This is a genomic window from Streptomyces sp. SD31, assembly GCF_052068475.1.
Classification (GTDB): Bacteria; Actinomycetota; Actinomycetes; order Streptomycetales; family Streptomycetaceae; genus Streptomyces.
This window is the reverse complement of the sequence record NZ_JBQHCX010000008.1, coordinates 186579-199470: the sequence shown is the minus strand read 5'-3', so window position 1 is coordinate 199470 and position 12892 is coordinate 186579. Positions and strand designations below refer to the sequence as shown.

13 protein-coding genes and 1 tRNA gene are annotated in these 12892 nt (G+C 70.5%); 12 read left to right on the top strand and 2 right to left on the bottom strand.

The window, feature by feature from the left end:
• Nucleotides 1-54 precede the first annotated feature (54 nt).
• Nucleotides 55-1434 (bottom strand): polysaccharide pyruvyl transferase family protein, encoded by a 1380-nt coding sequence (locus tag ACTMVF_RS19020; RefSeq protein WP_441272249.1) that lies wholly within the window; start codon nucleotides 1432-1434, stop codon nucleotides 55-57.
• Nucleotides 1435-1625: 191 nt separating this feature from the next.
• On the opposite strand from ACTMVF_RS19020, the gene proB reads away from it, so the two are divergent.
• From proB to ACTMVF_RS18995, 5 genes are all read left to right on the top strand, one after another.
• On the top strand, nucleotides 1626-2753 hold the full coding sequence (gene proB, locus ACTMVF_RS19015) for a glutamate 5-kinase (RefSeq protein WP_441272248.1): 1128 nt from the start codon (nucleotides 1626-1628) through the stop codon (nucleotides 2751-2753).
• Nucleotides 2754-3093: 340 nt separating this feature from the next.
• A complete protein-coding gene (locus ACTMVF_RS19010) occupies nucleotides 3094-3558 on the top strand; it encodes a hypothetical protein (RefSeq protein ID WP_441272247.1) in 465 nt (154 codons plus the stop codon).
• A gap of 138 nt (nucleotides 3559-3696) precedes the next feature.
• Nucleotides 3697-4983, top strand: coding sequence for a glutamate-5-semialdehyde dehydrogenase (locus ACTMVF_RS19005; protein ID WP_441272246.1), 1287 nt, complete (start codon nucleotides 3697-3699; stop codon nucleotides 4981-4983).
• A 204-nt stretch (nucleotides 4984-5187) separates the two neighbouring features.
• Nucleotides 5188-5763 carry an SCO2584 family spore wall biosynthesis protein gene (locus ACTMVF_RS19000; RefSeq protein ID WP_441272245.1) on the top strand — a complete coding sequence of 192 codons (576 nt, stop codon included), beginning with the start codon at nucleotides 5188-5190 and terminating at the stop codon, nucleotides 5761-5763.
• 121 nt (nucleotides 5764-5884) lie between these two features.
• Nucleotides 5885-6979: an SCO2583 family membrane protein gene (locus ACTMVF_RS18995; RefSeq protein ID WP_441272244.1), complete on the top strand. Its 1095-nt coding sequence runs from the start codon at nucleotides 5885-5887 to the stop codon at nucleotides 6977-6979.
• Nucleotides 6980-7030: 51 nt separating this feature from the next.
• Here ACTMVF_RS18995 and ACTMVF_RS18990 read toward each other — a convergent pair whose 3' ends face one another.
• Nucleotides 7031-8164, bottom strand: a complete 1134-nt coding sequence (locus ACTMVF_RS18990; protein WP_441272243.1) for a M48 family metallopeptidase — start codon at nucleotides 8162-8164, stop codon at nucleotides 7031-7033.
• Nucleotides 8165-8300: 136 nt separating this feature from the next.
• Here ACTMVF_RS18990 and ACTMVF_RS18985 point away from each other — a divergent pair, with 136 nt between their 5' ends.
• The 7 genes from ACTMVF_RS18985 (at nucleotide 8301) to ACTMVF_RS18955 (ending at nucleotide 12652) form a co-directional block, all read left to right on the top strand.
• Nucleotides 8301-8462: a hypothetical protein gene (locus ACTMVF_RS18985; protein ID WP_093909385.1), complete on the top strand. Its 162-nt coding sequence runs from the start codon at nucleotides 8301-8303 to the stop codon at nucleotides 8460-8462.
• Nucleotides 8463-8593: 131 nt separating this feature from the next.
• Nucleotides 8594-8758, top strand: coding sequence for a hypothetical protein (locus ACTMVF_RS18980; RefSeq protein ID WP_302000762.1), 165 nt, complete (start codon nucleotides 8594-8596; stop codon nucleotides 8756-8758).
• A gap of 80 nt (nucleotides 8759-8838) precedes the next feature.
• Nucleotides 8839-9477, top strand: a complete 639-nt coding sequence (gene nadD / locus ACTMVF_RS18975) for a nicotinate-nucleotide adenylyltransferase (RefSeq protein ID WP_302000763.1) — start codon at nucleotides 8839-8841, stop codon at nucleotides 9475-9477.
• 25 nt (nucleotides 9478-9502) lie between these two features.
• Nucleotides 9503-11230: a LytR C-terminal domain-containing protein gene (locus ACTMVF_RS18970; RefSeq protein ID WP_441272242.1), complete on the top strand. Its 1728-nt coding sequence runs from the start codon at nucleotides 9503-9505 to the stop codon at nucleotides 11228-11230.
• 114 nt (nucleotides 11231-11344) lie between these two features.
• Nucleotides 11345-11791, top strand: a complete 447-nt coding sequence (gene rsfS, locus ACTMVF_RS18965) for a ribosome silencing factor (RefSeq protein WP_441272241.1) — start codon at nucleotides 11345-11347, stop codon at nucleotides 11789-11791.
• Nucleotides 11782-12453: a histidine phosphatase family protein gene (locus ACTMVF_RS18960; protein ID WP_441272240.1), complete on the top strand. Its 672-nt coding sequence runs from the start codon at nucleotides 11782-11784 to the stop codon at nucleotides 12451-12453. The genes rsfS and ACTMVF_RS18960 overlap by 10 nt, the downstream gene beginning before the upstream one ends.
• A 126-nt stretch (nucleotides 12454-12579) precedes the next feature.
• A tRNA-Ala gene (locus tag ACTMVF_RS18955) sits at nucleotides 12580-12652 on the top strand.
• Nucleotides 12653-12892: the final 240 nt, after the last annotated feature.

Below are 12892 nucleotides of genomic sequence, written 5' to 3'. Positions count from 1 at the left end.
CGGAACCCTGCCCTTACCGTCGCAAACCCTTCCCCTGCCGCCGCGACCCTGCCCCTACCGCCCCGACTGCAGCGCCCGGCGGATCGGGCCGCCCACCACACGACGGGCCCGGCGGTAGACGGACGTCGCGGGGAGTCCCGTGCCCGGCTTGGCGGTGCGGGCCACCTCGCGCCTCAACCGGTCGTTGTCCGTGGCGAGTTCGGTGATACGGCTCTGCAGCCAGCCGAACCGGGTGGTGAGCGAGGTGAGGTCGGTGTCGTTCCAGGGGCGGACGCCCGCGGGGAAGGCCAGCGACCGCATGCGCTCCTCGAAGGCGGCGCCGCCGTCGCCGTGCGTGAACGTGTTCTCCAGGCCGTTCTTGTCCAGGAACGCCGTGAACCGCTCGAACCGCTCCTGGTGGCCGCTCATCAGGGCGCCGAAGTCGGCCTCCTCGTACAGCGACGCCGGGTCCAGGTCCTCGGGCAGCTTGTCGATCCGGCGGTGCGGGATGCCGAAGTAACGGCACAGCTCCAGCGTGCGCGAGTCGCCGCACAGGACGGTCGCCGGTGTGCCCGCGAGGAGCGCGGCGATGTTGCCGTGGATACGGGAGCCGAAGGAGAAGTCGAACGCGCGCAGGTCGTCGATCCAGGTGACCGGGTCGATGTAGACGCGGACCTTGTCCTCCCGGTACATCGGGTGGTCGGGGTGCGTCGGCATCGCCGTCACCAGGCCGTTCGGGTCGGACAGGTCCCGCCAGTGCAACTGCCGTGCGTCGCTGAGGTTCTGGCCGATGAAGCGCAGGTTCGGGTAGCGGGCGTGGGCGCGGGTGATGACCCGGTCCAGGCCCTGGGACCTCACCGCGCTGTGCGAGCCGTTGACCGCGATCCGGGAGCCGGGGACGAGGGCCGGCTCCCGCTTGGTGACGGTGAGTTCCTTGCCGTACATGAAGAGCGACGGGCAGCCGATGACGTCGACGTCCCGGTAGCCCAGGTCCTTGAGGTACTTCTCGGTGAACTCGCCCCGGACCCCGATCGAGGCGCTGCGGTCGAGCACGGCGGAGACGAACTCGCGCACCGTGGGCTCGATGCCCTTCAGTCGGGCCGCGTTGTAGCCGAGCCCGGCCTGCGCGCCGACCCCCACCACGACCACCGGGATCCTCAGCCTGGTGATCAGCCGCGTCAGCCGCTTCAACTGCGCCTCGAACGAGGGCCGGAAGGCGTTGGCGAGCGGGACGACGAAGGCGTCGTACTCCTCGTTGATCCGGCCGGCCGCCGAGATGTCGGTGCGGATGCCGTTCGAAACGACCTCGGTGCGCGGGGTTTCGAGGATCTTGTGGGTGGCGTCGCTGAAGATCAGGTTGCCGGAGTTGGTGGCGATGACATCCCGGTGGAGGGCCTCCTCGACGGAGACGACGTCGTAGGGACTCTTGCCGGAGCGGAGGAGCAGACGTTTCACGGCCTTCAAAATATGTTGGGAGAATGTTCAATTTCCAGATGGAGCCGATACAACCTTTTTGCCGTACGCAAAGCGTGAGCAAACTGCTACACGGTGCCTGTCCGGAGGCTGGAATCCCCGCGCGCCGCACGATCCACTTCGCGTAGATTGCCGAACAGGGAACCGGACCCACGTGAGGGGAAAGAGCACAGGTGGCAGGGGCAAGGCAGGGTGTGCACGAGGCCCGCAGGGTCGTCGTCAAGGTGGGGTCCTCGTCGCTGACCACCGCGTCCGGCGGCCTGGACGCCGACCGGGTCGACGCGCTCGTCGACGTCCTCTCCAAGAGCCGCAGCGGCGGGGAACGGGAGATCGTCCTCGTCTCCTCCGGCGCCATCGCGGCCGGACTCGCCCCACTGGGCCTGCGCCGGCGCCCCAAGGACCTGGCCCGCCAGCAGGCCGCCGCCAGCGTCGGCCAGGGCCTGCTCGTCGCCCGCTACACCGCCTCCTTCGCCCGTCACGGCGTCCGCGTCGGGCAGGTGCTGCTGACCAGCGACGACATGAGCCGCCGCGCCCACCACCGCAACGCCTCGCGCACCCTCGACAAGCTCCTCGCGATGGGCGCGTTCCCGATCGTCAACGAGAACGACACCGTCGCCACGGACGAGATCCGCTTCGGCGACAACGACCGACTCGCCGCCCTGGTGGCTCACCTGGTGCGGGCGGATCTGCTGGTGCTGCTGTCCGACGTGGACGGCGTCTACGACGGCGACCCCAGCAAGCCGGGAACCTCGCGGATAGCTCAGGTGCGGGGACCGGAGGATCTCGCGCACGTCGAGATCGGCAGCGCGGGCAAGGCCGGCGTCGGCACCGGCGGCATGGTCACCAAGGTCGAGGCGGCCCGGATCGCGGCCGCCGCCGGCATCCCGGTGGTCCTGACCAGCGCCGTCCACGCCGCCGAGGCGCTGCACGGCGGCGACACCGGCACCTACTTCCACGCCACCGGCAAGCGCTCCGCCGACCGCCTGCTGTGGCTCCAGCACGCGTCCACCCCTCAGGGCTCGCTGACGCTGGACGACGGCGCGGTACGGGCGGTCGTCGAACGCCGCAAGTCGCTGCTGCCGGCCGGAATCGCCGCCGTGGAGGGCGAGTTCAGCGCGGGCGACCCCGTCGAGCTGCGGGACGGCGCGGGGCACGCGATCGCGCGCGGGCTCGTCAACTTCGACGCCAAGGAGATCCCGCAACTGCTCGGCCGGTCGACGCGGGAACTGGCGCGGGAGCTGGGGGCGGAGTACGAGCGTGAGGTCGTCCACCGGGACGATCTGGTGATCCTGCAGCCCTGAGCGGCGGCCGAGAACGGGGTGAACGCCCTGCAATAGGGGTCGCCCTGAGGTGGACGTTCCGCGCTGCGTTGTCCCGGGGGGCCACCCCCGGACCCCCGGCCGAAAACGGGGTGAACGCCCTGCAATGGGAGTCGCCCTGAGGTGGACGTTCCGCGCTGCGTTGTCCCGGGGGGCCACCCCCGGACCCCCGGCCGAAAACGGGGTGAACGCCCTGCAATGGGAGTCGCCCTGAGGTGGACGTTCCGCAAAACCGCCCCGCGAGCCCTTGCGGCCTGCTCAACTTTGTCTCAGGGACATTCCGCACGACCACCGTGTCAGTCACTGCGCAAAGGAGGCCGTTGTGAGACGAGTGCGCCCTGGGACGGCGTCCCGCGGTGTCGGTGGGGCCTCGTCCCGTGCGGCCGGTGAGGAGCGCGCCTTGACGAGTGTCGCGGCCGGCGACCGGTACGAGGAGCCCGAGGACCTGCCCCGCCTGTGGCACGTCACCCTCAGCGTCTCCGGCCAGGAGGCCCCGCTGAAGGAGGTGCGGCGCGCCCTCGAACAGCTCGCCCACGACCACCCCTTTCTGCTGACCAGCAGGTACGCCACCGACCACGCCGAGATCCGCTACTGGGAAGAGGCCCGCGACCTGCACGACGCGGCCGCCGTCGCGCTGCGCCTGTGGGGCGAGCACCGGCAGAGCGCGGGGCTGCCGCCCTGGGAGATCGTCGGCCTGGAAGTCATCGACCGCGAGACCTACCACCAGCGGATCGCGGAAGGCTACGGGCCGCTGCCGGCGACCCCCGTGGGCGTCCATCCCTTCTAGTGCGCCTGAACCGGCGCCGCTCCCGCGGACCTGGTCGCGGAGCGTGGGAGCAAAAGAGGGCGAGAGGCGCGTATCGGTTCTGTCTCGGGAGATGGGACAGCGGCAGGACGTCGGCCCCGGTCGCACTACCCTTCTTTCATGACCACGCTTTCGCCGTACGACTCCATGTCCCCGGTCACCCAGGCCGCCTACCGCGCCAAGGCCGCCGCCGCCGACCTCGCCCCGCTGCCGCGGGCCGAGAAGGACGACGCGCTGCTCGCCATCGCGGACGCCCTGGAGGTCCGTACGAGCGAAATCGTCGAGGCCAACGCCAAGGACATCGCCAAGGCCCGCGAGGCCGGCACCAGCGAGGCGATCATCGACCGGCTGACGCTCACCCCGGAGCGCGTGCGGGCCATCGCCGCCGACGTGCGGGACGTCGTCGCGCTGCCCGACCCGGTCGGTGAGGTCGTCCGCGGGTCCACCCTCCCCAACGGCATCGACCTGCGCCAGGTCCGCGTCCCGCTCGGCGTCGTCGGGATCATCTACGAGGCCCGCCCGAACGTCACCGTGGACGCCGCCGCCCTCTGCCTGAAGTCCGGCAACGCCGTGCTGCTGCGCGGCTCGGCCTCGGCGTACGAGTCGAACACCGCACTCGTCCGGGTGCTCCGGGACGCCGTGGGCGGGGCCGGGCTGCCCGCCGACGCCGTGCAGCTGGTGCCCGGGGAGAGCCGTGAGAGCGTGCGCGAGCTGATGCGCGCCCGCGGCCTCGTCGACGTCCTCATCCCGCGCGGCGGCGCCTCGCTGATCCAGACCGTCGTGTCGGAGTCGATCGTTCCCGTCATCGAGACCGGCACCGGCAACTGCCACGTCTACGTCGACGCCCACGCCGACCTCGACATGGCCATCGACATCCTGATCAACTCCAAGGCCCAGCGCGTCAGCGTCTGCAACGCCGCCGAGACCCTCCTGGTCCACCAGGACATCGCCCCCGAGTTCCTGCCGCGCGCCCTGGACGCCCTCGCGGAGGCCGGGGTGACCGTGCACGCCGACGAGAGGGTGCTGGCGTACGCCAAGGACTCCAAGGCGACCGTGGTCGAGGCCACCGCCGAGGACTGGGAGACCGAGTACCTGTCCTACGACATCGCCGCCGCGGTGGTGGACTCGCTGGACAAGGCCGTCGAGCACATCCGCCTGTGGACCTCCGGTCACACCGAGGCCATCGTCACCACCTCCCAGCAGGCTGCCCGCCGGTTCACCCAGCTGGTCGACTCCACGACCGTCGCGGTGAACGCCGCCACCCGCTTCACGGACGGCGGCCAGTTCGGCTTCGGCGCGGAGATCGGCATCTCCACGCAGAAGCTGCACGCCCGCGGTCCGATGGGGCTCCCGGAGCTGACGAGCACGAAGTACATCGTCACCGGGGACGGTCACGTACGGCGCTGACCCGGCGAGGTTCCTTCATCGAGAGGCGCGCCCCCGCCGTGCGGGGGCGCGTCGGAGGGCTCGGCGGCGCAGGGCGCGCGGCCAGGGCATATGCGCCCGACACGCGCCCCGGTCTGCGTCCGTGCCGCACCAGAGGTGTCTCACAAGGCGGATGAATTTCCATACCGTCTGCCCAAATTGACCACCCAGGACTACTCTGGATCCGTGCCGGAGGACGTGGGGGGCACGCCGTTCCCTGACGGCTGGGAGCCCGACGACGACCACGACCGCGGGGTGTCGGACGAAGAGTTCGCCTCCGTGGTCTTCGACGAGGCCTTCGTACGGGCGGCCGTGGTGCACGAGCCGACCGCCGTCGAGCGCCTCCTGGCCGCCGCCCAGGCGAGAGCGGAGGCCTCCGAGGCGGAAGCGCGCCGGGCACCCGGCCGGGGCGAGCGGTTCGACGACGGGTACGGCCCCGAGGGCCACCCCGGTTTCGGCCATGATCCCGACTTCGACGACCTGGACGACCCGGACATACTCGAGGGCCGTTACGGCGCCCCCGGGGGGTACGGCAAACAGGTCCGCTGGCACCGCCCCGTCGCCTGGGTGCTCGCCCTCGTGATGGGCATCGGCATGGTCGCGCTGGCCTTCGCGGCGGTCTACCGCGGCGCCTCCTCCAACGGCCGGGACCAGATCACGCCGCCCGCGTCCACCGGGCTCGAACAGGGGAGCGGGGCCGCTCCCTCCGCCTCCGCCGACCACTCCCAGCCGGCCATTTCGGCCATCCCGCGCACGCCCTGAACGGACCTGACCGAGGGCCTGAGCGTTGCTGAGAGCTGCCGGACCATCCTGGTGAGAACCTGTCAGAACTTGTCGTGTACCAGGGCGTTTACCGGAGCTCCCCGCGACCTACCCTGAAGATATGGGAGGGCTTGGAGACCCACCCGAGGGGACACCCGAGGGCGGCCCCGGAGGTGGCGAGGACGAGTACCGATCCGTCGTCTTCGACGAGTCGTTCGTCCGTGCTGCCCACCTTCAGGAGTTCTCCGCGCAGGAGCGCATCGCCGACCACGCGCCCGCCGTACGCCGCCGCCCACCCCTGCGCCGGGGCCTGTCCCGGCAGGCGCTGATCCTGGTCCTGTTGATCGCCGTGGCCTTCGGTACGGCGATCTATATGGGTGTACGGCATCCCTATCAGACCCCCGCCGGCTCCGGACCGCTCGCCGAGCCCCTGCGGATGACCGTCATCCCGCTCGCCCCGCAGGGCAAGGTGCCCGGGGCGAGCGACACCGACCACCTGTACGCCCATAGTCCCGCCGCGCAGTTCCGCATCGGCGCGGAGGGCATTCCGCTGCCGGCCGCGCGGCGCACCGCGCACTTCTCGGACAGTCAGGTGACGAACGCGCTGAGTATCGCGAAGGACTACATCGTGCGGTCCGCGCTCTATCCCGAGGTGCTCACCGGGGACCAGATCCGTCCGGTGCGGGTGCTACTCGATCCCGACCAACTGGACCAGTTCGACCAGAGCTTCAGCCACCCGGCCGCGGACGGGCGGCATGCGCCGACCGGATGGCTGGTGCGGTTCGATCCGGCTCAGGCCGAGCTGGCCGATCGCAAGATCCGGGTGCAGGGCACGCTGCAGGCCGCGGAGACCGACTCGTCGACGCTCGAGGTCACGGCCGATCACACGTTTGTGTACGCGCTGCGGGCGGTGGAGGCCGGGGAGAAGGCCGGTGCCGGTGAGCAGGCGGCTGAGGCGTCGCTCTTCACCGTGCGCCGGGAGCTGCACTTCCGCTTCGACCGGGAGGACCTGCGGCTGAATCAGGCCCAGCTGGTCGTCTCCTATGTCCAGGCGGGGCCGCTGTCCTGTGCCGAGGACTCCACGAACCGGCTGCATCCGCTGCTGGCGGGGCAGACGGCGAAGGAGGGCGGGCCGGCCGGGACCGACCCGTACGCCACGGGTGGGGCGACGGCACTGTGCGGGTCGCTGGCGGCGGGATCCCAGCCGAAGGTGTGAGCCGGGAGGGTCCCGCCCTCGGGCGTGTGGCCCCCGGCCGGGCTGAGAACCTCAGTTACCGGAGCCTTGGCCGTCCGTGCCGTCCGTGCCGTCCGTGCCGCCCGTGTCGTCCGTGGCGTCCCGCCTCGGCTCGTCCTTCGGTGGGGCGCTCGTGAAGCCGCCGAAGCCCCTTCGTACCCGGCCGCCCAGGTCCCCGGCGCCGCCGGCGATGTCCGTGACCAGCTTCATCAGGGGGTCCTTGGAGGACTTCACATGCGTGGCGTAGTGGGACGCCGACTCGCGGAAGGAGTCCGTCACCGAGGTGTCCTTGTCCTCCGCGCGGCGCGGATAGTGGCCGTCCATGATCCGCTGGTAGTCCCGGGACTCGGCCCACTTCTTCAGCTCGGCCGCGCGGACCGTGGTGAAGGGGTGGGAGCGGGGCAGCACGTTCAGGATCTTCAGGACCGAGTCGCGCAGGTCGCCGCCCGCCTCGTACTCCTCGGCCTGCTTCAGGAACGCGTCCACGTTCATCTCGTGCAGATGGTGGCCGCCCGCGAGCTTCATCAGCCCGCGCATCGAGGCCGTGAGGTCCTGGCCGACGAGCAGGCCCGCCCGGTCCGCGGACAGCTCCGACTTGCGGAACCACTCACGCAGCGCCGTCACGATCGCCATGATCGCGATGTTGCCCAGCGGGATCCAGGCGACCCGGACGGCCAGGCTGGTGAGGAAGAGCAGGATCGTGCGGTACACCGAGTGGCCGGAGAGGGCGTGGCCCACCTCGTGGCCGACCACCGCCCGCATCTCCTCCTCGTCGAGCAGCTCCAGCAGACCCGTCGTGACCACGATGATCGGCTCGTCCAGGCCGATGCACATCGCGTTCGGCACCGGGTCCTGGCTGACGTACATCGGCGGGACCTTCTCCAGGTCCAGGATGTAGCAGGCGTCCCGCAGCATGTCGTTGAGGTGCGCGAACTGCTGGTCCGACACCCGCACCGAGTCGGACAGGAACAGCAGCCGCAGACTGCGCTCGGGCAGCAGGCCGCTCAGCGCCTTGAAGACCGTGTCGAAGCCGCTCAGCTTGCGCAGCGCCACCAACGCCGAGCGGTCCGCCGGGTGCTCGTACGCACGCGAGGAGATCCCCGGGAAACGCCTGCGCTGCCTGCTCGGTACGTTCTCGTGCCCGTTGTGCTCGTGGCCGTCGGACATGTCTTCCCCCATGTGCGTGTGGATGGCTCTGTGCGGCCCTTTGCGGAGCCTTGTTCAGCCCTTTGCGCCCCCGAAGCAGAGCCCAGCCTAGGCGGAGTTACCGTGGACGGGCACTACAGCGAAGGAGTTCCGCGCCATGGAGCACAACCCCGCCGCCGCCTGGCTCACCGAGGCCGCGAGCGCAGCCGAGCAGCAGGGGGCGGGGAATCTGCTCCGGGTCGTACTGATCGTGATGGTCGTGGGCTGTGTGCTGACCGCGTGGTTCCTGTTGCGGGGCTACAGGCGGAAGGACGAATGAGCCGCCGGGAAGGTTCCCCGCGGGCCGTCGCAGGCGCCTCAACGGTGGAGTCGGCGTGATCGCCGTCATGGCGCCCGCTTACGATGGGCCGACATCTTTATCCCGCCCACACCCGATAGGTCACGCCGAAGATGAGCTTCCACAGCGCAGCTGCCCAGTTGGTCACCCTCGCCGCCGAGGGCGAGGAGCACGGTGGCAACCACGAGAGCATCAGCCCGTGGCTCACCGGGGGTGGCGCCTTCGTCATCCTGATGCTCCTGCTGTGGATCACCACTCGCTTCAACCGCGACCGCTGAGTCCCGACCAGGCCTCTCCCGGTCCGCCCGGGCAGTTGTCGGCCGAAGCCCCTCAGGCGGGGCCGGTAGGGTCTGCACGCATGGGAGAGCAGGACATGCCTACCGGCCCCGGAAGCGGCCCGTCGAACCGCGGCAAGCGCCGCCTCGGCGTCATGGGTGGAACGTTTGACCCGATCCACCACGGCCACCTCGTCGCGGCCAGCGAGGTCGCGGCGCAGTTCCACCTCGACGAGGTCGTGTTCGTGCCGACCGGTCAGCCGTGGCAGAAGAGCCACCGGCACGTCTCCCCGGCCGAGGACCGCTATCTGATGACGGTCATCGCCACCGCCGAGAACCCGCAGTTCTCCGTCAGCCGCATCGACATCGACCGCGGCGGCCCGACGTACACCGTGGACACGCTGCGCGACCTGCGCGCGCTCAACCCGGACACCGACCTGTTCTTCATCACGGGCGCCGACGCTCTCGGCCAGATCCTGACCTGGCGGGACTCGGAGGAGCTGTTCTCCCTCGCGCACTTCATCGGGGTCACCCGGCCCGGCCACCACCTCGACGACTCCGGGCTTCCGGAGGGCGGTGTGTCGTTGGTCGAGGTTCCCGCGCTTGCCATCTCGTCCACCGATTGCCGCGCGAGAGTCGCAAAGGGCGACCCCATCTGGTATCTGGTGCCGGACGGAGTCGTGCGCTACATCGACAAGCGCGAGCTGTACCGCGGCGAGTGAGGCAGTGAGCCGAGAGGGGCAACCGGTGAACGACCGATACGACGCGGGGTACGGGGATGACCAGTACGAACTCGTCGGCTACGACGAGTACGGGCGGCCGGTGTACCGACAGGTCCCGCCCCAGCAGCAGCCGCCCCAGCAGTCGTACGACCCGTACGCGCAGCAGGGCTACGGCTACGACCCGTACGCGACCGGCCGACAGCAGCCGGTCCCGCCGTACGACCCCTACGGCAGCGGCGACACCGGTCAGCAGCCGCCCACGCCCGCCTACGACCCGTACGGCACCGGCACGCACCACCAGCAGCAGGCCGGCGGGCACTCGGCGCCGTACGACCCATATGGCCGTACCGCCACCAGCGGTCAGCAGCATCGCGTAGCCGAGCAGACCGCGTACATCCCGCACCAGGCCGGGCCGGTCGAGGATCCCGTGGCCCAGGACCCGCAGGACCCCCAGGACCCTCAGGGCCGGGGGGAACGGGACTACCACACCGAGCAGTTCGCCTTCGTCGAGGAGCCCGACTCGGACTCCGAGGACGTCATCGACTGGCTGAAGTTCACCGAGAACCGCACCGAGCGCCGTGAAGAGGCCCGGCGACGGGCACGCGCGCGTGTGATCGCGCTCGTGGTCGTGCTGGCGGTCGCCGCGGCCGGCGGTGTCGGCTACCTCTGGTACGCGGGGAAGCTGCCCGGCCTGTCGTCGTCCGACAGCAAGCAGGGCACCCCGACGGCCGTGGGCGCCCAGAAGCGGGACGTGATCGTCGTCCATCTGCACAACACCAAGAAGGGCGGCACCTCCACGGCGCTGCTCGTCGACAACACCACCACCAACCGGGGCACCACCGTCCTGTTGCCCAACTCGCTCGCCCTGACCGGCGACGACGGCAGCACGACCACCCTCGCCAAGTCCGTCGACGACGACGGATCCTCCGGGACGCGCGACGCGATCGACACCGTCCTCGGCACCGAGATCCAGGGCACCTGGCGGCTGGACACCCCGTACCTGCAGAACCTCGTCGACCTGGTCGGCAACATCGAGGTCGACACCGACACCGACGTGCCCGACCCGGACGCCAAGTCCAAGGACGCCGCGCCCCTCGTGCGCAAGGGCCAGGACCAGACCCTCAGCGGCAAGATGGCCGTCGCGTATGCCACCTACAGCGCCTCGGGCGAGGCCCAGAACGCCCAGCTGGAGCGGTTCGGGCAGGTCATGCAGGCCACGCTGCGCAAGCTGACCTCGGACACGCAGGGCGCGACGACGACCGTGCAGACGCTCGGGATGATCATCGAACCGCCGCTGACCGACAAGGACCTCGGCGCCTTCCTCGCCAAGCTCGCCGACCTCGCCAAGGGCGGCGACTACAAGACGGCCCTGCTGCCCGTCCAGACCGACGGCACGCTGAGCGCCCAGGCGAGCGCGAGTGTCGTCAAGGACGTCCTCGGCGGCACCGCCAAGAGCCCCGACAAGGACGCCGCCGTCCGCGTGTCCGTCCGCAACGCCAGCGGCGTCAAGGGCAACACCGACAAGGCCCGCGTGGTGCTGCTGAACGGCGGCTTCACCTTCCTGGAGGGCGGGTCGGCGTCCACCGCGGCCACGTCCAAGGTCGTCTACACCGACGCCGCCGACAAGGACAACGCCACCGAGGTCGCCAAGACCCTCGGCCTGTCCTCCACCGCCGTCACCAAGGGCGACGTGTCCGCGAACGCGGACGTCTCGGTGGTCCTGGGCCAGGACTACAAGCCGTCGTCCTCATGACCCCAGGGACCGCATAAGCGCAGGCCACCCCATGTGAGCCGGTAATCACGTGGGGTGCTGTCGGCGGTCCGTGAGACCCTTGGTACCAAACGACCGCCGACCGAAAGCCTTGTAGTGACCGCTACCGACCGTTCCCTCGAGCTCATCACCACCGCCGCCCAGGCGGCCGCCGACAAGCTCGCGCACGACATCATCGCCTACGACGTCAGCGACGTCCTGTCGATCACGGACGCCTTCCTGCTGGCCTCCGCCCCCAACGACCGTCAGGTCAAGTCGATCGTCGACGAGATCGAGGAGCGGCTCCTGAAGGAGCTCGGCGCCAAGCCGGTGCGCCGTGAGGGCGACCGCGAGGCCCGCTGGGTGCTGCTCGACTACGTCGACATCGTCGTCCACGTCCAGCACAGTGAGGAGCGCGTCTTCTACGCCCTGGAGCGGCTGTGGAAGGACTGCCCCGAGCTCGAGCTGCCCGACGACGCCAAGGCCACCCGCGGCAAGGCCGCGGAGCACGCGAAGCTCCAGGCCGCCGAGGAGGCCGCCGAGCTGGGCGGTGAGTGGCGGTGAGCGCCTTCAGCGAGGCCGCCAGGCCCAGCCGCGGCCGCCGCGTCATCCTGTGGCGGCACGGCCAGACCTCCTGGAACGTGGAGCGCCGCTTCCAGGGCACCACGGACGTCGCCCTCACCGAGTCCGGCGTCTCCCAGGCCCGCCGCGCCGCCCGGCTGCTCGTCAGCCTCAATCCCGACGCGATCATCGCCTCCGATCTCCAGCGCGCCGCGAACACGGCCGCCGAGCTGGCCGCGCTCACCGGCCTGGAGGTGACCCACGACGAGGGCCTGCGCGAGACCTACGCGGGCGCCTGGCAGGGCCTGACGCACGAGGAGATCATCGAGCGGTACGGCGAGGAGTACGCCGCGTGGAAGCGCGGTGAGCCGGTCCGGCGCGGCGGCGGCGAACTGGAGACCGAGGTCGCCGACCGCGCGGCGCCCGTCGTGCTCCGGCATGTCGAGAAGCTCCCCGACGACGGCACGCTCGTCGTGGTCAGCCACGGCGGCACGATCCGTACGACCATCGGGCGCCTCCTCGGCCTGGAGCCCCGGTACTGGGAGAGCCTCGGCGGCCTCACCAACTGCTGCTGGTCCGTCCTGGGCGAGGGCGCCCGCGGCTGGCGGCTGCTGGAGCACAACGCCGGCACCCTGCCGGAGCCGGTGCTCGGCGACGACGACTGAAACCGGAGGTCCCGGCCGGGACGACCCGGGACCCGGATTTCACTTTCCGGCAGGTCGCAGGCTAAAGTTCTTCTTGTTCGCCCCGCCGAGCGGGGCGAAACATCATGCGGCTCCGCCGCGTGGCAAGGGGCTATAGCTCAGTTGGTAGAGCGCCTGCATGGCATGCAGGAGGTCAGGAGTTCAATTCTCCTTAGCTCCACAGCGAGACAACAAGATCCCGCCGATCCCTTCGATCGGCGGGATCTTCTGGTATCCGCGGCGGGCGCCCGGATCAACGGCCGGGCCCCCGTGGCCGGTTCGCGCGCGGCACTCGCCTCGCCGAACTGTTCGGATCCGGCTTGAGTCACTTGGGCCTCGCAGGCGTATACCTCTCAGAAGACGCTTGGGGTGCGTGTTCGCACGGTTCGTACGGTCGCGGAGGCTGCCGTGTCCGGACTGG

Excerpts from the sequence above, each read along its gene's own strand:
- nadD (WP_302000763.1), top strand. The coding sequence starts at position 8,839 with ATGGGAGAGCAGGACATGCCTACCGGCCCCGGAAGCGGCCCGTCGAAC.
- ACTMVF_RS18990 (WP_441272243.1), bottom strand. The coding sequence starts at position 8,164 with ATGTCCGACGGCCACGAGCACAACGGGCACGAGAACGTACCGAGCAGG.
- ACTMVF_RS19005 (WP_441272246.1), top strand. The coding sequence starts at position 3,697 with ATGACCACGCTTTCGCCGTACGACTCCATGTCCCCGGTCACCCAGGCC.
- ACTMVF_RS18985 (WP_093909385.1), top strand. The coding sequence starts at position 8,301 with ATGGAGCACAACCCCGCCGCCGCCTGGCTCACCGAGGCCGCGAGCGCA.
- ACTMVF_RS18995 (WP_441272244.1), top strand. The coding sequence starts at position 5,885 with ATGGGAGGGCTTGGAGACCCACCCGAGGGGACACCCGAGGGCGGCCCC.
- ACTMVF_RS18980 (WP_302000762.1), top strand. The coding sequence starts at position 8,594 with ATGAGCTTCCACAGCGCAGCTGCCCAGTTGGTCACCCTCGCCGCCGAG.